Consider the following 19922-nt stretch of genomic DNA (forward strand, 5'->3'; position numbering starts at 1 on the left):
GCGAGGATGAGCACGAAAAAGCAGGTCAAGCCGAAGCGTTACCGCAGGCCCAAGGTTTGTCCTTTCTGCACGGGCGAGCTCGAGGTCACCGATTACAAGGATGGGCGCATGTTGAAGCGCTTCATGTCGGAGACGGGCAAGATCTTGCCCCGTCGCCGCACCGGCGTCTGCGCCAAGCACCAGCGGCGGCTCGCGATGACCATCAAGCGGGCCAGGATCATGGCCATCGTGCCCTTCACCGAGAAGCTGGTAAGGAAGTAGGTGGGACGCGATGAAGGTCATTCTTCTCGAACCTCTCGAAAACCTGGGCGACGTGGGCCAGGTGGTCAACGTTAAGCCCGGTTACGCCCGCAACTACCTTTTCCCCCAGGGCTACGCTGTGCCGGCCACCGAGTCGAACATGCGCGCCCTGGAGGCCAAGATTCGGGCCCAGGCCAAGCGTTCGGCCGAGCGGAAGGCTGAGGCGGAGCGGCTTAAAGAGATCCTCGAGGCCCTCACCCTGAAGATCAAGGTGAAGGCTGGGGAGACCAAGATCTACGGCTCGGTGACCGCCCGCGATATCGCCGCCGAGCTCGAGTCGCAGCACGGGATCGCCATCGACCCAAAACGGCTCGACTTGCGGCGTCCCATCAAGGAACTCGGCGCCTACGAGCTCACCTACAAGCCCCACCCCGAGGTGCCGATCGTCCTCAAGGTCTGGGTGCTCAACGAGCAGGGTGAAGGGGTCTTTGTGACCGAGCCGGAGGCTGAAGCCGAGGCAGAGGCGAAGCGCGAGAGCGAGGACCAGGGCCAAGCGCCCGAGGCTTGAGCCGGGGCGCCTGCCCGCGGGCCCGGGAAGGCATTGCCCGGGCCCGAATGTTCCTGTGGGCGTCGTGGCTGGGGTTTTTCCGGTGCGCCGGGGAACGCCAGGGGATAAGATGATGGCACCCCCGGCCGAGGTCGGTTGAGGTTCGGTATGGAAGGAAGGGTTCCGCCCCACAACCTCGAGGCCGAGATGAGCGTGCTCGGTTCGGTCCTCGTCGATAGCTCGGTGCTGGAGCGCCTCGAGGGCTTGATCAGCGCCGAATCGTTTTACAAGGCGGGTCATCAGAAGATCTGGCGGGCCATGGAGGCGCTCGCGGCGTCGGGCGAGCCGGTGGACCTGGTGACCCTCTCCGAGGCACTGCGCCGGGAGGGGGTCTTGGACGAAGTGGGCGGACTCGCCTACCTGGTGGGCCTCTCCGAACAGACGCCGACCGCCGCTTACGCCGAGCACTACGCCCGCATCGTGGCCGAAAAGGCCGTGCTCCGCCGGCTCATCGCCGCTGCTGGCGAGGTGATGAAGCTCGCCTACGACGAGGCGGGCAGCGTGGAAGAAATCCTCGACGAGGCGGGGCGGAAGATCCTCGAGGTCCAGACCGACGGGCACCGGCGCGAGTTTTCCGAGATGCGCGATCTGGTCCACGAGACCTTCGAGCACATCAACGAGCTCTACGAGCACCAGGGGATGCCGAGCGGGGTGCGCACCGGGTTTAAAGAGCTCGACCAGATGGTGGGAGGGTTCGAGCCGGGCTCGCTCAACATCATCGCCGCCCGCCCGAGCATGGGCAAGACCGCCTTCGCGCTCACCATCGCCCAGCACGTGGCCCTCAAAGACGGGGTCCCGGTGGGGATCTTTTCGCTGGAGATGCCCGCGGTGCAGCTGGTCACCCGGATGATCACCGCCGAGGCCCGGATCGATATGAACCGCCTGCGGCAGGGCCAGCTCTCGGAACGGGACTTCCAGAGGATCGTGGATGTGGCCGGCCGGCTGGCCGAGGCCCCGATCTACGTCGACGACACGCCGGACCTTTCGCTGCTCGAGCTCAGGGCCCGGGCCAGACGCCTTCGGACCCAGCACAAGCTGGGCCTCATCATCGTCGACTACCTGCAGCTCATGTCGGGGGCGGCCGGGAGCGGCAAGAGCGAGAACCGGCAGCAGGAGATCGCCGCCATCAGCCGCGGGCTCAAAGGGCTGGCCCGCGAGCTCGAGGTCCCGGTGGTGGCGCTTTCGCAGCTCTCGCGCGCGGTCGAGGGGCGGCCGAACAAGCGCCCCATGCTCTCCGACCTCCGTGAGTCGGGCTCGATCGAGCAGGACGCTGACCTGGTGCTCTTTATTTACCGCGACGAATACTACAACCCTCACTCGGACAAGGCCGGCATCGCCGAGATCATCATCGGCAAGCAGCGAAACGGCCCCACCGGCACCGTTGAGCTGCAGTTCCACGCCGCGCACGTTCGCTTCAACGACCTGGCTCGCGAGGAGATCTGACCGACCTCGGGTCGGGTTAGAGTAGACCCTCGTGAGACGGACCCCGATGTCCGCGGCGCTGGCCTCCGCCATGCTCGTGGGGCTGGTGCAGACGACCTTCGGCCCAGCCTTCTCGGCGTTTTCCAGGCGTTTTGGCGTCCCCATCGACGAGGTGGGGTTCATCGTCGGGGCGTTTTTCGCCGGAACTCTGCTGACGACCTGGCTCGCCGGGCGACGGCTCAAGGCGGTCGGCTTTTCCGCCGCCCTGCCCGCCGGACCGGCCTTGCTCGGTCTCGGCGCCCTGACGCTGGCGGCGGCCCCGGTGTGGGGCGTGGCGCTTTTCGGGGCCTTCGTCACCGGTGCCGGGTTTGGCTGGGTCAACACCACCATTTTGGTCCTGCTGGGGGCGGCCTACCCGACGCGGCGGCTCGCCGCCTTCAACCTCGAGAGCGCTTTTTTCGGCCTGGGCTCGATGGTCGGGCCCTGGCTCGTGGGGATCCTGCTGGGGTTTGGGCTTCCGGCCCTGTATGCCACCATCGCCGCCCTGGCCTTTTTGGTGGCGGCGTTGGTGCTGGGCGTCCCCGGAGTGCCGGCGGTGCCAGGGGAGAAGGCGCGGGCGGGTGGTGCCGACGTCCGCTTGTTTGCGTTCATGGCCTTTTTCTTCGTCTACGTCGGCCTGGAGTCGAGCGGGGGGCACTGGGGAGCCTATCACCTCGAGACCCTGGGCTGGACGTCGGTGGTATGGATCGGCCTCTACTGGGGGATGCAGACCGCCGGTCGGCTGACGGTGGCGGCCTTTGCTCCCGGGCTGCGGGCCGAGCGCTTTCTGTTTGTCGCCCTCACCCTGGTGGCGTTGACCTATGTTTTGGTCGCGAGTGGCCCCTGGGCGGGGTATGCCTACCCCGCTGCCGGTTTCTTCTTGGGCCCGGTGTTCCCGGCGGCGATGTCGTGGGTGCAGCAGGTCCTCGGACCGGGGGGGCGGGCCACATCGTGGGTTTTGCTCGCCGGCGGCGTGGGCGGGGTTTTCCCCTCGCTGATCGGGGTGGCGGTCGGCCGCTTTGGCCCCGGGGCTATTCCCTTCATCCTGGGGGCCATCGCTTTGGTCCTGGCCTTTTACGCCCTGGTCCTCGAGGGCTGGCTCCGAAAAAAGCACCGGAGCGCCGGATAGCCCAGCGCTCCGGTGCCGCTTGGACTCACTCGGCCATGGCCGTGCTCAGGGCGTCGGCCGGCTCGGCCCCCTGGCTCACCGCGGCCAGGAACTTTCCGTAGATGGCCTCCGGGTCCTGCTCGGCGGCAAGGGGAAAGTTCTCTTCGTCCATGAGCGACAGGAGCCGGACCTGCTGCCTGCGGAAAAAGAGCACCGTGGTGGCCAGCTGGAAGAGCTCGCTTGGTTTGAGGCCCAGGTGTTCGAGCGAGTCCTCGTCGATTTTGAGGTAGGTAAACGGGAGGTAGGGGCGGATGATCTCCATAAAATCGCCCCGGAAGGCCCGGGGGTGGTAGTTGAGGTCCATCGAGAGCCCGAGCCCCCGCCGCATCCCCTCCCGGAAGGTTTGCACGGCGCTGGTACGCCCGGGATCGAGCCCGAAGGGCCAGGCGGTGGTGTGGAGCAGGCGCCCGCCTTCGAAAAAAGCCTCGTTTGCGGGCTCAAGGTGGGCATCGGCCAGGCGGTAGATCAGGGTGTCCGGGCCGCGGACCACCAGGCTGGTGGGGAAGACCGGGTCTTCCTGAAGCATCAGTTCGAGATTCGCTTGTTGCAACTTCTTTTTAATCCAGCCGCCCGCACCGTCGCGGCCGATGCGTGAGAGCAGGCGGACGCGGGCACCTTGTTTGGCGGCGGCGACGGCCTCTTTGAGGGCGAAGCCGCCGGGTTCGGGCACGAAGCGTTGATCACTTGAAAATGGCCCCTCGGATTCGCTCGTCATCTCGATCAGGGCCTCGCCAACGACTAAGAGCACGGTTACGCACCTCCTACAACCAGCCCATACCCTAGCCTAATGGGTATCCTTCAGCCATGCTATACCCGGCCCGGCCCGGCCTGAGCGCTCGGGGGCGCTTCTTGATATGATGATGTTCATGGGTATCGCTCGCATTGGCTGGGACGAATACGAGAAAAACCCGGAGCGTTTCCTGGTGGTCGACGTCCGCGATCCGGCCAAATTCAAGCAGGGGAGCCTGCCCGGCGCGATGAACGTGCCCCTCGAGGCCATTGCCCAGCGCAAGTACGACCTCCCCAAGGATAAGCCGGTGCTTTTGGTGTGCGATCTCGGCCACATGTCGTCGCTGGCGGCGCTCTACCTCGACGCCGATGGCTACAAGGCCTACGTTTTGGAAGAGGGGCTTAAAGCCTTGAAGGCGCACTGAAGAAGGAGCGCGCCTGGGGTATACTCCCACCTTGGCATGCCGAACCTTGGAATCGGAATCGTCGGTCTCCCCAACGTTGGTAAATCCACGCTCTTTAATGCCCTGACCCGGGCCGGCGCCCTGGCGGCGAATTACCCTTTTGCCACCATCGAAAAAAACGTCGGCGTGGTGCCCGTTCCCGACCACCGACTCGCCGCCCTGCAGGGCGTTTTCCGCAAGGGGGATCGCCTTCCCCCCATTGTCCCCACCGCGGTGGAGTTCGTCGACATCGCCGGGCTGGTCAGGGGGGCGCACAAGGGCGAGGGGCTTGGCAACCAGTTCCTCGGCCATATCCGCGAGGTGGCGGCGGTGGCCCACGTGGTGCGGGCCTTTGAGGATCCCAACGTGGTGCACGTCGAGGGCTCGGTGGACCCGATCCGGGATGTGGAAACGATCCACACCGAGCTCGCCCTGGCCGATCTCGGGGTCCTTGAGCGCCGCCTGGAACGGCTTGAACGCAGCGCCCGGGTGAGCAAGGAGGACCGGGCGACCCTGGACCTCTTGCGGCCGCTCGTCGAGTGGCTGGGAGAGGGAAGACCCTTGCGCAAGTACGAGGCCAGGGGTGAGGAGGAGGCCAAGCGACTGGCCGGGCTCTACCGACAGCTCGGCCTCATTACCGCCAAACCCCTGATCTACGTGGCCAACGTCTCGGAGGAGGATCTCCCGGACGGGGCGCAAAACCCCTACGTCGAGGCGCTTCGGGAAAGGGCCGCCCTCGAGGGGGCCGAGGTCGTCGTGGTCTGCGCCAAGCTCGAGGCCGAGCTGGCTGAGCTCTCCCCGGAAGAGGCGGCGGCGCTGCTCCGCGAATACGGCTTGGAACGCTCGGGCCTTGACCGTTTGATCGAAACCGGCTACCGGGCGCTCGACCTCATCACCTTTTTCACCGCCGGGGAAAAGGAGATCCGGGCCTGGACGGTTCGCCGGGGCACCAAGGCGCCCCAGGCCGCGGGTGAGATTCACTCCGACATGGAACGGGGCTTCATCCGTGCCGAGGTCGTGCCCTGGGACCGCCTGGTGGAGGCCGGGTCCTGGGCCGGGGCCAGGGAGCGCGGCTGGGTGCGCACCGAGGGCCGTGACTACGAGATGCAAGACGGCGACGTGATGCTGGTGCTCTTTAACGTTTAAATGAGGCAGGGTGGACAAAAAAAGGGCGGCCTGCGCCCGAGGCGCAGGCCGCCCACATTCGCCGGCTACTTCTTCGGCGGCCAGGTGGGCGCGGGGATGATCTGCTCGGGGACGTTGGAGTTGTATTCCCCGAGCTTTTCCGGGTCCGGCAGGTGCTCGGTGAGCTTGAAGGCGGGCCTCGGGTGGCTGTTGACGTAGGCCATGATGTCCACCGCCTCCTGATCGCTCAGGTTGGCGTTGCCGAGTGGCATGTTGTACTTGAGCCACGAGGCGCCCTTGATGACGTTGGCCATGCCCGCGCCGCTGTTGTAGGAATTGGGACCCCAAAGGGGTGGGAAGGTGCCCACGCCCTGGCCGTCTTTTCCGTGGCAGGCGGCGCACTTTTGCGCGTAGAGCTCGCCGCCCCGCTCGAGGTCGACCCGGCCCGACTTGACGAGTTTTGCGATTGCGGGGTCGGGCCAGGGCGCATTGTAGCGCCCGATGGGCTTGCTGGGGTTTTGTTCGATGGGAAGGCCGCTCGAGAGCCAGGTGATGTAGGCGGCGATGGCCACCGAGGCTTTGGAGCCGACCGGGGGCCGGGTGCCGTTCATGCTGCGCATGAAGCAGTTCAGGATACGGTCCTCGAGGGTGATGACCGCTTTTTCCCGGGGGCTGTAGGCGGGGAAAGCGGCTGCGGTACCGATGAACGTGGCGAACTTGTTTTTCGTCTTGCCGCCCTCGAGGTGGCAGCTGGTGCACTGGAGCTTATTGCCGACATAGGCCCGGGTGAGGGGATGGGTGTCGGTTTTCATCACCAGCTCCTCGCCGAGCTTGACCAGCTTGCCGAGCTCGCCTTCTGGGTAGGCGCTCGGGGGATCGGGAACCTTTTGCCCCAGGCTCAACCCGAACACGCTCAAAAGGATCACGAACACGAGGCTTTTTCTCATCGCGCCACCTCCAGGTCGAGTTTCGAACTGACGCGCTCAAAAAGTCCTCAAAATCCTGTAACCCACACCGGGTACGGCCTCGATGCGGAGCGCGCCCGCGAGCTTTTTACGGAGACGGCCGACGTAGACGTGGAGGTAGTGGAGGTCGCCCTCGCCCCGGCCCCACACCGCGTCGAGGAGCTCGGCGTGGGTCACCGTCTGGCCGGCCCGCTTGAGGAGGTGGTGGAGGAGGGCGGACTCGGTGGGGGTGAGGCGGAGTTCTCGGTCGCCGGCTCGAACGAACCCACCTTGGGGGTCGAGGGTGACCTCGCCGTAGCGGAGCGGCCCCTCCGGGGCGCCGTAGCGGCGCTGGACCGCGCGCAGCCGGGCCAGGAGCTCGGGGATACCGAAGGGTTTGGTGAGGTAGTCGTCGGCGCCCAGATCGAGCGCCTCGACCTTGGTGGCCTCTTCCCCGAGGGCCGAGATGACGATGATGGGGAGCGAGAACTTTGGCCGAACGCGGCGGATGACCTCGAGCCCATCCAGGCCGGGCATGCGCAGGTCGAGGAACATGGCGTCCCAGGCACCCGCCAAAAGCTCGCGTATCGCCGCCTCGCCGTCGCTGGCGGTACCGACCTCGTACCCGCGCGCTTTGAGGTTCGCCGCGATCAGGTTTTGGATGTTGGGGTCGTCATCCACGATCAGGACCCGCATGGGCCTCCCTCGGCAGGATCAAGTGTACCGCGGTTCCGCCGCCGTCGGGGGCGTTGATCCAGATCCGCCCGCCGTGGGCCTCGACGACGAGTTTGCAGATTGCGAGGCCCAGGCCGCTGCCCTGGGGTTTGGGCTCCCCCTGGAAGAAAGGTTCGAAGACGGCCTCCCAGAGGGGCGGGGGAATTCCGGGCCCCTTGTCGCGCACCACGATCTCCACCCCCTCGGGGTGGGGAAGGGCTTCGACGGTGATTTCGGTACCCGGCGGGGTGTGCCGTCCGGCGTTCTCCACCAGGTTGTAGAGCACACCCGCGATCCGCTCGCGATCGGCCGGAACCAGGGGAACGCCCGGCGCGATCGAGAAATGGACGGGGTGTTCGGGGGCCAGCTTGCAGAGCCTTGGCTGGAGCGTCTCGATCAGTGCCGACACGTCGAGGGGTTTGGTCACCAGCCTCAGCCCCTTTTCCTCGTGGCGGGCGAAATCGAGCAGGTCGTTGACGAGCCACGACAGGCGGTCGGCTTCCTCTTCGATCACCTTGAGGAAGGCCTCGGTCTCCTCCTCCGACCAGCGGACGTCCCGGCTCCGGAGCGTACTGGCATACCCTTTGATGCTGGTGAGCGGGGTCCTGAGTTCGTGACTCACCGAGGCCAGAAAGCGGCTCTTGGCCCGGCTCGCCGCCTCGGCCTGCCTCAGGGCCAGCCGCAGCGCCTGGGTGCGTTCGTTGACCAGGGCCTCGAGTCGTTCGGCGTGCTCGGCCAGGTCTTCGGCCATGCGGTTGAAGGCACGGATCGCGGCCCTGGCCTCGGGCGGACCGGTCTCGGGGAGCTGGGGCGGCTTTTTGGATTGTCCGAGCGCCGCCGCCCCTTGCGAGAGAAGGCTGAGCGGTCGGGTCAGGCTCCGGGCGAGCCTGACGCCGGGGACGGCGCTCGCGAAAAGCGCCAGCACCAGGGCCAAAGCCATGAGCCAGTTGGCGCGGCCCAGCGGCGCGGTGAGGGCGGCGCGCGAGGTTTCCACGCTCAGGCGCCAGCCGTTCTCGAGGCGGCGGGTCGAACGGCGCACCTCGGACGCGGGTGTTTGAAGGCCCTGGCGCAGCACCTCGGTGAGGTCGGAGCTGGCCAGCAAGTGCCCGGATTGGTCGAAGAGGCGGGCGGTGTCGTTGGGCGGCACGCTCGCCACCAGGTCGAAGATCGGGCGGAGGCGCACGTCGGCCTCCAGCCGCCTTTGGCCGCAGGTTACAACCACCCGGAGCACGGGTTCGCCCCACTCGTCCTTGCGTACGTTCCCCGGGTCCGCCTTCGGGAGGCGGCTGCTTGGGGGAATGACCCGAAACCGGGAAGCACGAACGTACCTGCGTTCGTCGGACAGTCCCACGGTGTCGAGCTCGGGGAGCTCGGCCAGGGCCACATCGAGGGCCAGTTCGGGGTTATCGCCGGCGAGGACGCAGACCGTTTTTAACACCCGGTCGATGGTCACGAGGCGGGCCTCGAGCTCGACGGCGATGCGTTCGGTCATGCCGGCAAGGTGTTGCGAGGCCTGGCCCAGGTAAGCTTCACCCACAAGCCGCCATCCGATCAGCCATACCCCGATCAGGGGCAGGATCGCCGCCGCAGCGGCAGCCACGAGGAATCGAATCTCAAGCCGGCTCATGGTTCTTGGGCGATGGGGAGGATGTTGGGGCTGGGGACGATCCCGAGGCGCTTTAGGACGCTGGGGTTCAGGGAGAGGCGCGGGACGTCGGGGCGCTGCACCGGCAGCGCCGCAATGGGGTAGCCCCGCATGACTTCCCGGAGCATGCGCGCCGCCTGCCGCCCCAGGGCACGCCCGCTCGCCCCGTAGCTCAGACTTGCGCCGAGGCGAGTTTGCTCTTCTGAAAGGCCAATGAGGGGGATTTGAGCGGTGTCGAGTGCGGGTAAGACGCGCTCAGTGAGGGCGTTTTCCAGGATGTAGCTGGGCAGGATCAGGGCCGCGTCGGGACGGGTTTCGGTGAGGATCTGGGGCAGCCGATCGAGGTCCGAAGGGCGCTCCACGGGAAAGCGGCTGAGTCTCACCCCGAGGACTTCGGCGGCCCGGGCCAGGTTTTGGAAAGCGCGGGCCGTGGGCACCACCCCAGGCTGCAACAGGACCAGCACCCGTCGGACGCCGGGGAGCGCTTTCACCGCCCATTCCAGTCGCTTCCCGGCGAGCTCGGCGTAGCCGTTATCCACGCCGCTGATCCGGCCCCCCGGCCGGGTGAGGCTCTGGATGAACGGCCAGTCCTGACTCGCGGCGAGACCGACGTAGAGAATGGGTACGCTTTGGGTGTTTGCTCGGGCTTCGGTGGTTTCGATGCCGCCCGTGGTCACGAGAACCGCGGCCCCTTGGGCTTCGAAACGGCGGGCGCATTCGCCGAGCCGGGCCGGGCTGCCGCGGCCGTTGCAGATGCGGAGCTCGACGCCGGTCAGGCCGAAGGCCTCGAGGCCCTCCTCGAGGCCCAGCACGCGTTCCATGCGTCCCTCTCCCGAGACCAGTATGCCGACCCAGGTGCGGGGGGCGGCGCGATCCTGACAGGCGGTGATGAGGAGCACGAGCACGGGAACGAGGCGCGCCAGGTGGCCCATGGGTTCATGTTAAGTTGGCCCCGGGAGGAGAGATGACCCGCAGAGACGGTCGAGAGGCCCTGGAAATGCGACCCTTGCGCGTGGTGCCTGGCTATGCCGAGTACGCCGAGGGGTCGGCCCTGATCGAGCTGGGCCAGACCCGGGTTCTGGTGGCGGTGAGCGTGACCGAAGGGGTCCCGCGCCACGTCCCCCGTCGCAGCGGCTGGCTGATGGCGGAGTACAACCTCTTGCCCCGGGCCACGCGGAACCGGACCCAGCGCGAACGTTTCCGCCTCGGGGGGCGCACCCAGGAGGTCCAGCGTCTTTTGGGGCGCGCGTTTCGAGCCGTGCTCGACCTGAAAGCCGTGCCAGGAAAGACCGTGGTGGTCGACGCCGATGTGCTCCAGGCCGACGGCGGAACCCGGGTGGCCTCGCTCGTCGGGGGGTATGCCGCCCTTTGGCAGGCCTTCGATCGTCTGGTGCGGCGCGGTGAGATCGACGAGTGGCCGCTGGTCCCCTTCGCCGCGGTGAGCCTGGGATGGTTCGGCGACGACCGGGTGTTTCTTGACCTCACTGAGGCGGAGGATATGAGCGCTTCGGCCGACCTCACCGTGGTGGGAACGGCCAAGGGGGAGATCATCGAGGTCCACGGGGGGGGCGAGGGGCGTCCGCTCCCGGCCGGGGTCTTCCAGCGCATGGTCGCGATCGGGCTGGAGAAGATTCCCGGGATCGTATCCCAGGTGCATCGCGCCATGGCAGGCCGGGCATCGGAAGCGTAGCTGGGTTTCGAATCACAACGAGAGCGCGGAAATTCGGCTTCTGGCCTCGCGAAACCACGCTAAGGCTTCGTCCGCTGGCATCGCCTTGGCGATGAGAAAGCCCTGGAGCAGGTCGTAGCCGATTTCCTTCAGAAAGCGGGCCTGCGCTTCGCGTTCGACGCCCTCGGCGATCGTCTCGAAGCCGAGCTCGTCGCCGGCGATATGGATCGCGGTCACGATGGCTGCGTCGGCGCTCGAACCCGGGAGTTCGCGGGTGAACTCGTAGGGCACCTTGACGTAGTCCAGGGGCAGGTGTTTGAGGCGGGCCAACGACGAGTAGCCGGTGCCGAAGTCGTCGACGGCGAGGCTGAACCCGGCCTGGTGGAGGGCCTCGAGGGCCCGCTCACCGCTCGAGCCCAGGAAGGAGGATTCGGTGATCTCCAAAATGAGCGCCTCCGGCGGCAGGCCGTGCGTTTTGAGGGTTTCGAGGACGAAGGGCAGGAAGTCGCCGGTGGCGAGCGTCGTCGGGGTGACGTTCACGCTGGCGGTGATGGCGTGTCCAGCCCGGCGCCAGCGAGCCAGGTCGGCCGCGACCCGCTCCAGGATCGCCCGGTCGAGGGCGTCGGCGAGGCCCAGCTCCTGGGCCAGGGGAATAAAAACGGCGGGGGAGACCCGCCAGCGCGCCAGGGCCTCGAAAAAGGCCACTCGCCGTTGCCGGAGCGAGATCACCGGCTGGTAGTAGGGCGTGATTTCGCCGTTTTTGAGAGCCTTTCGGAAGTCCTCCTCGAGGGCCTGCCGCTCTCTTAAGGCCTGGTCGCTCCTCGGGTTATAGAAGAGAACCGGCCGGCCGAGCCGCTTGGCCTGGTACATGGCCACGTCGGCCTTGCGCAAGAGGTCTTCGATCTCGACGCCGTCGTCGGGGGCGATGGCGATGCCGATGCTGGTGCTGAGGGTGAAGCTGCGGCCGGCGATAGCAAAGGGGTGCGACAGAACGGAGCCGAGCTCCTTGGCCAGCGCCTCGGCCGTCTCCCGGTCGCCGACCAGGAGCACGGCGAACTCGTCGCCGCCGATTCGGGCCAAGAGGTCCTCTTCACGCAAGGCGCGCAAAAGGCGCGTCGCCGCCTCGCGCAGCACCTGGTCGCCGGCGGCGTGCCCCAGGGTGTCGTTGACCATCTGGAACCGGTCGAGGTCGAGGTAGAGCAGCGCGGCCCGGCGCCCCCGGGACCGGGCGCGTTCGAGCATCGCCTGCCCCGAAAGGGCAAACCCGCGCCGGTTTTGCAAGCCGGTGAGCGGATCGGTCACCGCTTGGCGTTCGAGCGCTTCCTTCAGCCTGAACCGCTCCCGGGCAGCGCCGAGCACCAGGCCCACCTCGGAGAGCGCCTCGTCTTCCCCCGGGGTGAGGGGGCGCCGCTCGCGTTCGCCAAGCGCGAGCACCGCGCTCACCCTGTCCTTACAGGGAACGGGGACCAGGACCAGCCGGGGAAGGGAGAGGGCCGCGGCCAGCTTGGAAAAAGCTTTGGGGTTCCCGTCGCTTTCCACCGACACCACCTCGGCCGGGATCCAGGGGCTGAGCGCTTCGAGGTCGATGCTGGCGAGGCGCCGGCCCCGGTCGTAGACCTCGAGATGGCGGTTCGTCGGTTTGAGGACGCGGGTGGCGGACGCCAGGTGCCAGGCGGAAAGCTCCACTCGCCTGGCCTCGTCCACCTCGAAAAAGAGCACCGCCGGGTAGCCGCCCTCGAGGGCCGCGCTCCGGCAGAGCCGCTCCGGCAGCGCCGGCCACTCGCCAGTGGTCGCCGCGACCCGGCCGGCGGTGCCGAGCAGCCTGAGGGCGCGTTCCCGGGCCTGGTGGATCCGCCATTGCTGGCCCAGAAAACCGGTGGCGGTGCCACCTGCCAGGTTGACCAGGAAGAGGGGGAGGTGCGAACTGGAAAGGATGGCGAAGCGTTCGGGCATGAGCGGCCAGTGGAGGGCGTTGGCGAGGAGCCCGAGCAGGAAACCGCCCTTCGGCCCCGTGCGCCAGGCGAGGAAGGGGAGCCAGAGGACGACGAAAGCGAGCGCAGCGTCGCCGTAGACCTGGTAGAGCCGGTGCAGGTTGAGGAAGTAGAGAACGGCAACGGCGAACGCGATAACCGTCCACGATTTAGTAAGAGTTCCTGATACGGCCTGGCGCACCAAAGCCGACATGTCTGCAGTTTATCCCGGGCGCTTCAGGGCCAGACGCCAGGGGGCGCGGGGTCGTTTAAGCTGGGGGCGATGCGCGTGCTGGTGGCCACCGGGAATCCCGGGAAGCTCAAAGAACTCAAAGACGGTCTCGGTCCCCTCGGCTGGAGCCTTGAGTCCCTCGACGCCTTTGGGATCACGCTGCCCGAGGAGACCGGATTAACCTTCGAGGATAACGCCCTTTTAAAAGCCGCCTACGCCGCGAGGCACTCGGGGCTGGTGGCGCTGGCCGACGATTCGGGTCTGGAGGTCGATGCCCTCGAAGGCGAGCCCGGGGTGTTTTCCGCCCGTTATGGAGGGAAAAAGACCGACACCGAGCGGAACCTCTATCTCCTGGAGCGTCTGCGCGGGGTGCCGGAGGCGGAGCGGACCGCCCGCTTCGTGGCGGTGTTGGTGCTGGCCTATCCGGACGGCCGGGTGGAGGTCTTCCGTGGAGAAACCGAGGGGCGGATCCTCGAGGCGCCCCGGGGCAGCCACGGGTTTGGCTACGACCCGTTGTTTTACGTCCCCGAGGCGGGCAAGACCTTCGCCGAGATGCGCCCCGAGGAAAAGGCGCGCTATTCGCACCGGGGCAAGGCCCTGCGGGCGCTCATTGCGGCCTACAGCGCGTGAAGCGATGGCGAAGGGCGAGCGGCTCGATCGCTATCTGGTAAGAAAAGGGCTGGTCGAGAGCCGGGCCAAGGCCCAGGCCCTGATCGGCGCCGGTCAGGTTCTCGTCGATGGAGTCCGGGTGCGAAAACCCGCCTTCGCCGTGAGAGAAGGCGCCTCGGTTCGGGTGCTTTCCTTCCCGGAGTTCGTCGGTCGGGGGGCGGAGAAGCTGCTCGGGGCGCTTTCGGCCTTCGGCATCGACGTTGGGGGACGGGTCGTCGCCGACGTGGGGGCCAGCACCGGAGGCTTTACCCAGGTCTTGCTCGAGCGGGGAGCAAGACGGGTCTATGCCATCGACGTGGGGCATGGGCAGTTGCACCCCAGGCTTCGCGAAGACCCGCGGGTGGTGGTGATGGAGGGGGTGAACGCCCGGTATCTCAAGGCCCTTCCCGAACCGATCTCGATGGCGGTCATGGACGTCTCGTTCATCTCGAGCACGCTGATCCTACCCCGCCTCGCCGGGTGGACCTCGCCGGGTGGGGATGTGCTGGTGCTGGTGAAGCCCCAGTTCGAACTGGAGCCGGGGTCGCACCGGGGGGTGGTTCGCGACCCCGAGGCCCGGCGGCGGGCCTTTGAGCGGGTGGCGGCGAGCGGGCGCGAACTCGGGCTTTTGCTCGCCGGCGAGGCCCCGAGTCCGATCGCGGGGAAGCGGGGGAACCTCGAGTCCTGGCTTTGGTTCAAAAAACCCGAACCTACAGAAATCCCCGAATAACCTGGAGGTATGCGGCGCGCGGTTTGGTGGCTGGCCTTTTTGGCGTTCGCCCTGGCCCAGACGGTGCCGACCTCCGACTTTTTCCGGATTTCCCAGACCACGTCGCGTTCGACGACCACCCCGGGAGCCTGGCGCTATTCCGTCATTCCGCGGACGCGGGAAGCCCGGGTGTACTGGGATGAGGTCACCGGGGGTTGGATCCGGGATCTGCGCGCCGGTCTTCCGGTGCGCTTCGACGCCTTCGTGCTTCGATTGCAGGGCGAGCAGGTGGTGCTCACGCCTGGGTGCACGACCTATGCCCCCGACTGCTTCGACCACCCGCCCCTGGGCGAGGGGCTTTCGGCCTGGAGGCTCGATTTCCTGCTCACCGACCTCCACAATGCCCTGGTCTGGGTCTTTGCCGATGCCAGGCGTCGCTCGAGCCCTTACCCCGCCACGGTGGCGGTTTCGAAGTTCCTCCGGTTTACGGTGGGGCCGGAGGGGGTCCAGGGCGCCGAGCCGTTGGGCTGGAAACCGTAGGTTCAGGACGTCGTCGCTTCGCTGAAGTAGAGAACCAACGCGCCTACGCGTTCGCTCGTCACCGGGGAAAGCCCTGCCCCGGCGAACTCGGCCAGAACGGTTTCACGGGGCAGCCGGTGGTCGAGGGGCGGGCCGAACTCGCCGCTTTCGTAGGGCCACTCGAGCACCGCGACCCGGCGCTTTGCCACACGGCGGGCCTGGCGCAAGGCACCCACCCGGTCCTCGAGTTCGTGGAAAACCAGCCCAAAGAGCACGAGGTCGAAGCTCTGGGGCCGGAAGGGAAGCGCGTTTGCTGGGGCCAGTATGAGCTCCGCATTGGGGAGGCGGCGCCGGGCGGCCTCGATCATGTCGGGGCGGATGTCGACGCCGCCGACGCGATAGCCCCGCCGGGCGAACTCGGCGAGGAGCACGCCGCTGCCCACGCCGATTTCGAGCACCGAGGCCGTGGGTTCGAGCCCTTGAACGCAGGCCTGGACGATGCGGTCGGGGCGCAGGCGACGGAGGCGTGCTTCGGCCTCGAGGTCTTCAGGGGTTCCGGGAAAACGGTGTGGGACCATACCCGAGCATACCCCCGGAGGCTACCTGAGCGGCGGGCGGACGGAGAGCGCGATGTTACGCACCCGACGCTCCTCTTGGCTTTCCGCAACCAGGCGGAGCAGCAGCCGGCCCCGCAGTCGTTGGGGGAGCTGTGCGACGCCAAACCAAGCCTCCCCCTTACGGGTCAGGGGGAAGAGGCGGCGACCGATGCGTACGTAGACCCGGTCGGCCCCGCTCACTCGGGCTTGAACCGCGAGGGAATCGCCGGGGGCTGGGGTGGTGGTGCTGACCTCGAGGGTTTCGATCCGGAGCCGGGACTCGGCGACGAGCACCCGCCTTTGCAGGGTAAAGTTCGCGCTTCCGATTTCCCCCGAACGCAGCTTAAGGCGCTCTTCTTGGGGGTCGGCTTCCCAGGTGGCCCCGAGCCCCAAAAGGCGCAGCCGGTACGTGCCCGGGGGAAGGCCGTCGATCTCGACCATGGACGAGAGCGGCCGCCGGATGGCGCCCCGCGCACCCTCGAGGACGAGCAGCGACCCCGGGGGCGGATTGCCCTCGAGCGTGATGACGAGCCTCGCCGGCCGGACGAGGGGGAGGCGGAGACGGGCGCGTTTTCCGGCGCCGAGGGAAAGCGTCTTCGTCCAGGCCTCGGCGACGCACCCCGGAGGCAGGGGGTCGGCGAGCGCCAGGCGATGGGTTCCCGGGGTGAGGCGCAGCCACTGGCCCTTGGCCACGGCGCGGGTCTGCCCGTCCACCTCGATCGTGGCTCGCTCGGCCCGGCAGGGCCAGTCGAGCTGTACGCGGGCGTAACGGGTGCCCCCGAAGAGATCGGCCACCGTTTCCGGAACCTCGAGCCGGAAGCGCTGACGCCCGCTGAGGGCGACCCTGGTTTCGTTCGCGATTCGCTCCAGGCGCAGCCTGGTCTCCCAGGCGCCGCTCCGCCAGCGACCCTCGACCCAGACCCGGTCGGGGCGCGGGGCTCTGGCCAGGGCCAACCCCACCCGCGCCGCGAAGGTCCCCGCGTCGGCGCCGAGCTCGGCCTGGCCCTGGGCGGGTGAAAGCGAAAGCCGGGCCGAGAGCCCCACCGCTGCGAGCGCCCACCGCCCCTTCCAGCTCACGCTCGGGGTGGCCACTCCGCCCTCAGCCTGGAGGGCGAGGGTGAGATTGGGGTTGCCAACGCTGAAGCGGAGACTTCCCGTAGCGAGCTCGACCTCCCCGAATACCCCCTGGTCCTCGGCGCGCAGCCGGGCTTTGGGGTCGGGGAGGTCGAGCTCGGCGCGCCAGCCGTGGCCAAAAAGGCGGAAGGCTCCCCGCCAGCGATCGCTTTCGGTGCCCAGGGTGGTATCGAACACCCAGCCCGCGACCGACCAACTGAACTCTGCCCCGCCCCCGAACCCGCTTCCGCTTTGCCACTCGAGCCAGCTGGAAAGGGGGCCACCGCTGGCGGTGAGGCGGCCCTTGAGGCGTTGCGGCGTGGCCTCGAGGTCCAGGCCCACCCGGCGCGAGGCGCCGGGATCGTAGCTGAGTCTGGCGGCGGCCGTGACCCTTGGATAACGCACGGCAAGCTGGCCCTCCCAGGGACGGGCCCCGTATCCGAGCACGACCTCGCCCGAATCCGCCTGCTGCACCCAGGCCGCCCGCGGTCCCGGCCCGAGGAGCATCAGCGAAACCGCGGGGCCGCGGGGATCCAACCGGGCCTGGCCCCGGGCCGTCACGTAGTCACTGAGTTTTCCGGAAACGCTCAGTTCGATCCCGGGCCCGCCGGCCTCGAGGCCGCCACGCAGATCGAAATCGAGCGCGGGTTCGTCGAATCCCTCCTGCCCGCCGCCGCTGACCCGGAGCCAGGCGTAGCGCGTGGCGCCGGAGCGCGTGTCCACCACCTCGACCAGGTAGACCCCCCGCCGGTCCATGGGGATGGCCCGTTCCCCGCTCTGCCCCGGTCCCAGGGTGAGGGTATCCCGGTAGAGGGTCTCGGTCCCCAGGCGGATGCGAATATGGAAATCGGCCTTCCCGTTCCCCCGGTTTTCCAGGACGATCCGGGCCAGCGCCCGACCGTCCGCGCCCAGCCGGAGCGAGGCGGGAAAGCTCAGCCGGAGTTCTGGCCGGTAGTCGACCGTCCGCCGGATCTGGCCGGTTTCCCTCGAGGGCGTTCGGTAGCGGACGACGATCCCGGCGTCGGCGCTGGCGTTCTCGGCGACCCGGAAGAGGTAGAGATCGCCGCTGGACAGGGCGAGGGGCGGCTGAAGCTCGGCAGCCTGCTCGACCGCCGTGATCTCGCTCCCGCTTGGGAGCACGAGCGAGAAAACCTCACCCGGTTTCAGCGCCAGCGCCCAGCCCAAAAGGGCGAGGATCAGCGTGGGGACGGTCCGCCGCACGGTGCTCACCGCCTTCGAAAACCCTGGAGGGTGATTTGGAGCTGGGGATTCCCGGGTGCATCTCGCCCCAGACGCAGACGGGTGGGGAGGTCCCACGTCAGCACCCCGTACCAGCAGGGAGCGTAGGGCGCGCCGAAGAGCTGGCAGACGAAGCTGCTGAGGTCGAGGGTGTAGAGGACCGTGGGGTTCCCGAAGGGGATGTCGGTTTCTGGTGCGGTGTAGGCCGTCCAGCCCGGGCCGTCCGGCATCGGGCCTTTGACGCTCCCCCCTGGCTGGAGTGGGGGGAGGTATTCAAGCCGCCGCCCGGTTCCGGTGCCCGAGACGGCGAGGGCCAGCAGGTAGTTGTTTTTGAGCAGCGTCGTGAGAGCCCCGACCCCGGTCAGGGGGTCGGAGGCCTTCCCCTGGCCCCAAAACGCCAGCTGGAACGTCAGGGCGTAGCGCTGCTGGTTATCGTCGGTGTCGTAAGGCCAGCGGACGACGGGAGAGGCACAGGTTCCGGGGAGCACGGTCAGCGAGAGACCGCTCTGGTCGGGGGCCTCGAGGGCCGCGCACACCAGATCCTGCGTGGCCGGGTTAAAGCTGGCGTTGGCCGGGGCCTGGGCAAAGCCAAAGAGCGTCCAGGACTGCCCCAGGGCGAGCGAGGCGAATGCGAGAACCAGCCCGATCCAGCGCAGCATGGCCTATTTCAGGGGCAGGGCCCGCGCCTGTGCCGGGAGCTTCCCCTTGCGGTCGCGCACCTCGATCACCGCGGCCCGGCTCGTGGGTGGCGGGTCGAAGCGGAAGAGGCGGCTCGCGTCGCGGAGCAGGAGGAACTTGGGGAAGGATTTTTGGGCGACGGTCCGACCCCGATCGTCGAGGAAACGCACCGTGCCCCCCAGCGCCAGGTAGGTGTTGCCCCGGTTCGAGACCAGGACCTCGAGCCTGCCCTCGCGCAAGCGGGCCTCGTCGATGGCGAACGCGGGGTCCTGCCCTCCGGTGGTGGTGATGTAGATGCCGAAGAGGACCTGGGTGCGGATTTGAACGCTCACCTTCCCCCCACTTTGCTCCGGGTTCACCACCGGCGTGAACGCGATCGCACTCCAATAGCTGCCCCGGGCCGAGGGGGGCACCTCGACCGCGTAGGAGAAGGTTCGAACCTTCCCCTCGCTGAGGGCGAAGGGGTCGGCGGAGAACTGCAGCCAGTCGGCAGCGCTGTAGGGGTTCATTCCCGGCGGTTCAACCACCAGTTGGCCGGCATCATCGAACTCGAAATCCAAAGGTTGCACCTCGAACTGACCCTCGCCCTTTTTGGCCATGACCAGGCGGATGATCCCCTCGTAGCGTTGGCCCGGGGCCAGTTCGAGTTCCACGAAGGGCGGCGCCAGGCCCAGCGCCGGGGCGCGCTGGGCCTGGGCGAAAAGGAGCAAAAGCCCCCCCATCAAGGGGGGGAGCCAGCGTCCGAGAAAGCCACGCACCCGTCCTCCTAGGGGCCGAACACCACCGACCAGGTCAGGGTGACGCTCTCGTTGAGCTGGCCGGTGCTGAGCGGGTCGATCTGGGCGTAAAAGAGGAGCGGGATGACCCGGGCGAAGCTGTAGTCGGTGGTGTAGGCGTCGGCCTGGGTGAACGTCGCACCGGTGGTGACGTCCTGGGGTGTGGTGGTGCTGTTTTGGCTGATCTGGCCGCTGGTGTTGACGTAGCCGGGGACGACGTAAACCGGGGCGGAGAGGGTGCCACTCGGAGTCGCGCTCACCGCAAAGGTTGCGGCCGGGTCATTGCTGATGATGAGCAGCTCGCCGTCGGTGTCGTTCGTGGCGGCGTTGGCGTAACCGCTCACCGAGAAGCCGCTGTCTTTCACCACGTCGTTGGGGGCGAAGTCGCAGGTGGCGCTTGCGGTTTGGGTTGTGGTCGCGTTCACGCTGTAGGCACTCGGTAAGCCACCGGCTTGGTTTAGAGCGTTCAGGCACTGATCGACCGTGGTGTAGTAGGTGGTTCCGCCGATCGTTTGGCCCGCCAACGCCCCGGTGGCGGCTGCCGTGGTGCTTGAGAAGAAGCTGACCGAGGTGACGTTGGTGTAAACGACCACGTATCGGGGAAAGTTCAGGTTGATCACCGTCTGATTGCCAAACGCCGCCAGGGCAGGTACGGCCAGCAACGTGGCCACGGCGGCAGCAAAAAAATGAAGCGACC

Annotated in this window: 20 protein-coding genes and 1 pseudogene; 10 read left to right on the top strand and 11 right to left on the bottom strand. The window is 67.6% G+C overall.

Annotated elements, in window-relative coordinates; all coding sequences use genetic code 11:
- Nucleotides 1-6: 6 nt before the first annotated feature.
- From rpsR to ACZ5BT_RS06600, 4 genes and pseudogenes are all read left to right on the top strand, one after another.
- The gene (gene rpsR, locus ACZ5BT_RS06585) at nt 7-261 is read left to right on the top strand and encodes a 30S ribosomal protein S18 (RefSeq protein ID WP_464883818.1); all 255 of its coding nucleotides are present in this window, start codon (nt 7-9) and stop codon (nt 259-261) included.
- A 10-nt stretch (nt 262-271) separates the two neighbouring features.
- Nucleotides 272-715 (top strand): annotated as a pseudogene (gene rplI, locus ACZ5BT_RS06590) (50S ribosomal protein L9); the annotation flags it as partial.
- A 240-nt stretch (nt 716-955) separates the two neighbouring features.
- On the top strand, nt 956-2290 hold the full coding sequence (dnaB, locus tag ACZ5BT_RS06595; RefSeq protein ID WP_464883819.1) for a replicative DNA helicase: 1335 nt from the start codon (nt 956-958) through the stop codon (nt 2288-2290).
- Nucleotides 2291-2321: 31 nt separating this feature from the next.
- Complete coding sequence (locus ACZ5BT_RS06600; RefSeq protein ID WP_464883820.1) at nt 2322-3437, top strand: MFS transporter; 1116 nt, start codon at nt 2322-2324, stop codon at nt 3435-3437.
- Between the two features lie 25 nt (nt 3438-3462).
- Here the strand turns inward: ACZ5BT_RS06600 and ACZ5BT_RS06605 are convergent, their stop codons facing one another.
- Nucleotides 3463-4224, bottom strand: a complete 762-nt coding sequence (locus tag ACZ5BT_RS06605; RefSeq protein ID WP_464883821.1) for a carbohydrate kinase family protein — start codon at nt 4222-4224, stop codon at nt 3463-3465.
- A 118-nt stretch (nt 4225-4342) separates the two neighbouring features.
- Here ACZ5BT_RS06605 and ACZ5BT_RS06610 point away from each other — a divergent pair, with 118 nt between their 5' ends.
- Together ACZ5BT_RS06610 and ychF are read left to right on the top strand one after the other, a co-directional pair.
- Entirely contained in the window at nt 4343-4630 is a 288-nt protein-coding gene (locus ACZ5BT_RS06610) for a rhodanese-like domain-containing protein (protein WP_464883822.1), read from the top strand.
- Nucleotides 4631-4666: 36 nt separating this feature from the next.
- Complete coding sequence (ychF, locus tag ACZ5BT_RS06615; RefSeq protein WP_464883823.1) at nt 4667-5794, top strand: redox-regulated ATPase YchF; 1128 nt, start codon at nt 4667-4669, stop codon at nt 5792-5794.
- 65 nt (nt 5795-5859) lie between these two features.
- On the opposite strand, the gene ACZ5BT_RS06620 is transcribed toward ychF, so the two are convergent.
- From ACZ5BT_RS06620 to ACZ5BT_RS06635, 4 genes are read right to left on the bottom strand one after another with little or no spacing between them, the layout of a single operon-like run.
- Nucleotides 5860-6720 (bottom strand): c-type cytochrome, encoded by an 861-nt coding sequence (locus ACZ5BT_RS06620; RefSeq protein WP_464883824.1) that lies wholly within the window; start codon nt 6718-6720, stop codon nt 5860-5862.
- A gap of 36 nt (nt 6721-6756) precedes the next feature.
- Nucleotides 6757-7413 (bottom strand): response regulator transcription factor, encoded by a 657-nt coding sequence (locus tag ACZ5BT_RS06625; protein ID WP_464883825.1) that lies wholly within the window; start codon nt 7411-7413, stop codon nt 6757-6759.
- Nucleotides 7391-9058: a sensor histidine kinase gene (locus ACZ5BT_RS06630; protein ID WP_464883826.1), complete on the bottom strand. Its 1668-nt coding sequence runs from the start codon at nt 9056-9058 to the stop codon at nt 7391-7393. Before ACZ5BT_RS06630 ends, ACZ5BT_RS06625 begins: the two co-directional genes overlap by 23 nt.
- Nucleotides 9055-10008 (bottom strand): ABC transporter substrate-binding protein, encoded by a 954-nt coding sequence (locus ACZ5BT_RS06635; RefSeq protein ID WP_464883827.1) that lies wholly within the window; start codon nt 10006-10008, stop codon nt 9055-9057. The genes ACZ5BT_RS06630 and ACZ5BT_RS06635 overlap by 4 nt, the downstream gene beginning before the upstream one ends.
- A 32-nt stretch (nt 10009-10040) precedes the next feature.
- On the opposite strand from ACZ5BT_RS06635, the gene rph reads away from it, so the two are divergent.
- The gene (gene rph, locus ACZ5BT_RS06640; protein ID WP_464883828.1) at nt 10041-10766 is read left to right on the top strand and encodes a ribonuclease PH; all 726 of its coding nucleotides are present in this window, start codon (nt 10041-10043) and stop codon (nt 10764-10766) included.
- Between the two features lie 12 nt (nt 10767-10778).
- On the opposite strand, the gene ACZ5BT_RS06645 is transcribed toward rph, so the two are convergent.
- Nucleotides 10779-12929, bottom strand: coding sequence for a putative bifunctional diguanylate cyclase/phosphodiesterase (locus tag ACZ5BT_RS06645; RefSeq protein ID WP_464883829.1), 2151 nt, complete (start codon nt 12927-12929; stop codon nt 10779-10781).
- A 69-nt stretch (nt 12930-12998) separates the two neighbouring features.
- Here ACZ5BT_RS06645 and rdgB point away from each other — a divergent pair, with 69 nt between their 5' ends.
- Genes rdgB through ACZ5BT_RS06660 form a run of 3 tightly spaced genes read left to right on the top strand, consistent with a single transcriptional unit; the run spans nt 12999 to nt 14844 of the window.
- A complete protein-coding gene (rdgB, locus tag ACZ5BT_RS06650; protein ID WP_464883830.1) occupies nt 12999-13577 on the top strand; it encodes an RdgB/HAM1 family non-canonical purine NTP pyrophosphatase in 579 nt (192 codons plus the stop codon).
- A 4-nt stretch (nt 13578-13581) separates the two neighbouring features.
- On the top strand, nt 13582-14325 hold the full coding sequence (locus tag ACZ5BT_RS06655; protein WP_464883831.1) for a TlyA family RNA methyltransferase: 744 nt from the start codon (nt 13582-13584) through the stop codon (nt 14323-14325).
- Between the two features lie 9 nt (nt 14326-14334).
- Nucleotides 14335-14844 carry a hypothetical protein gene (locus tag ACZ5BT_RS06660; protein ID WP_464883832.1) on the top strand — a complete coding sequence of 170 codons (510 nt, stop codon included), beginning with the start codon at nt 14335-14337 and terminating at the stop codon, nt 14842-14844.
- 2 nt (nt 14845-14846) lie between these two features.
- Here the strand turns inward: ACZ5BT_RS06660 and ACZ5BT_RS06665 are convergent, their stop codons facing one another.
- From ACZ5BT_RS06665 to ACZ5BT_RS06685, 5 genes are read right to left on the bottom strand one after another with little or no spacing between them, the layout of a single operon-like run.
- A complete protein-coding gene (locus ACZ5BT_RS06665) occupies nt 14847-15401 on the bottom strand; it encodes a class I SAM-dependent methyltransferase (RefSeq protein WP_464883833.1) in 555 nt (184 codons plus the stop codon).
- A gap of 21 nt (nt 15402-15422) precedes the next feature.
- On the bottom strand, nt 15423-17762 hold the full coding sequence (locus tag ACZ5BT_RS06670) for a hypothetical protein (RefSeq protein WP_464883834.1): 2340 nt from the start codon (nt 17760-17762) through the stop codon (nt 15423-15425).
- Nucleotides 17759-18430 carry a hypothetical protein gene (locus ACZ5BT_RS06675; RefSeq protein ID WP_464883835.1) on the bottom strand — a complete coding sequence of 224 codons (672 nt, stop codon included), beginning with the start codon at nt 18428-18430 and terminating at the stop codon, nt 17759-17761. Before ACZ5BT_RS06675 ends, ACZ5BT_RS06670 begins: the two co-directional genes overlap by 4 nt.
- Before the next feature lie 3 nt (nt 18431-18433).
- Nucleotides 18434-19207, bottom strand: a complete 774-nt coding sequence (locus tag ACZ5BT_RS06680) for a hypothetical protein (protein ID WP_464883836.1) — start codon at nt 19205-19207, stop codon at nt 18434-18436.
- A gap of 8 nt (nt 19208-19215) precedes the next feature.
- A complete protein-coding gene (locus ACZ5BT_RS06685; RefSeq protein ID WP_464883837.1) occupies nt 19216-19896 on the bottom strand; it encodes a hypothetical protein in 681 nt (226 codons plus the stop codon).
- Nucleotides 19897-19922 lie beyond the last annotated feature (26 nt).

This window comes from Vulcanithermus mediatlanticus, assembly GCF_055385885.1.

Coding starts and splice junctions, on each gene's coding strand:
- ACZ5BT_RS06660 (WP_464883832.1), top strand. CDS start 14,335: ATGCGGCGCGCGGTTTGGTGGCTGGCCTTTTTGGCGTTCGCCCTGGCC.
- ACZ5BT_RS06675 (WP_464883835.1), bottom strand. CDS start 18,430: ATGCTGCGCTGGATCGGGCTGGTTCTCGCATTCGCCTCGCTCGCCCTG.
- rpsR (WP_464883818.1), top strand. CDS start 7: ATGAGCACGAAAAAGCAGGTCAAGCCGAAGCGTTACCGCAGGCCCAAG.
- ACZ5BT_RS06665 (WP_464883833.1), bottom strand. CDS start 15,401: ATGGTCCCACACCGTTTTCCCGGAACCCCTGAAGACCTCGAGGCCGAA.
- ACZ5BT_RS06625 (WP_464883825.1), bottom strand. CDS start 7,413: ATGCGGGTCCTGATCGTGGATGACGACCCCAACATCCAAAACCTGATC.
- rdgB (WP_464883830.1), top strand. CDS start 12,999: ATGCGCGTGCTGGTGGCCACCGGGAATCCCGGGAAGCTCAAAGAACTC.
- ACZ5BT_RS06630 (WP_464883826.1), bottom strand. CDS start 9,058: ATGAGCCGGCTTGAGATTCGATTCCTCGTGGCTGCCGCTGCGGCGGCG.
- ACZ5BT_RS06610 (WP_464883822.1), top strand. CDS start 4,343: ATGGGTATCGCTCGCATTGGCTGGGACGAATACGAGAAAAACCCGGAG.
- ACZ5BT_RS06620 (WP_464883824.1), bottom strand. CDS start 6,720: ATGAGAAAAAGCCTCGTGTTCGTGATCCTTTTGAGCGTGTTCGGGTTG.
- ACZ5BT_RS06645 (WP_464883829.1), bottom strand. CDS start 12,929: ATGTCGGCTTTGGTGCGCCAGGCCGTATCAGGAACTCTTACTAAATCG.
- ACZ5BT_RS06635 (WP_464883827.1), bottom strand. CDS start 10,008: ATGGGCCACCTGGCGCGCCTCGTTCCCGTGCTCGTGCTCCTCATCACC.
- ACZ5BT_RS06655 (WP_464883831.1), top strand. CDS start 13,582: ATGGCGAAGGGCGAGCGGCTCGATCGCTATCTGGTAAGAAAAGGGCTG.
- dnaB (WP_464883819.1), top strand. CDS start 956: ATGGAAGGAAGGGTTCCGCCCCACAACCTCGAGGCCGAGATGAGCGTG.
- rph (WP_464883828.1), top strand. CDS start 10,041: ATGACCCGCAGAGACGGTCGAGAGGCCCTGGAAATGCGACCCTTGCGC.
- ychF (WP_464883823.1), top strand. CDS start 4,667: ATGCCGAACCTTGGAATCGGAATCGTCGGTCTCCCCAACGTTGGTAAA.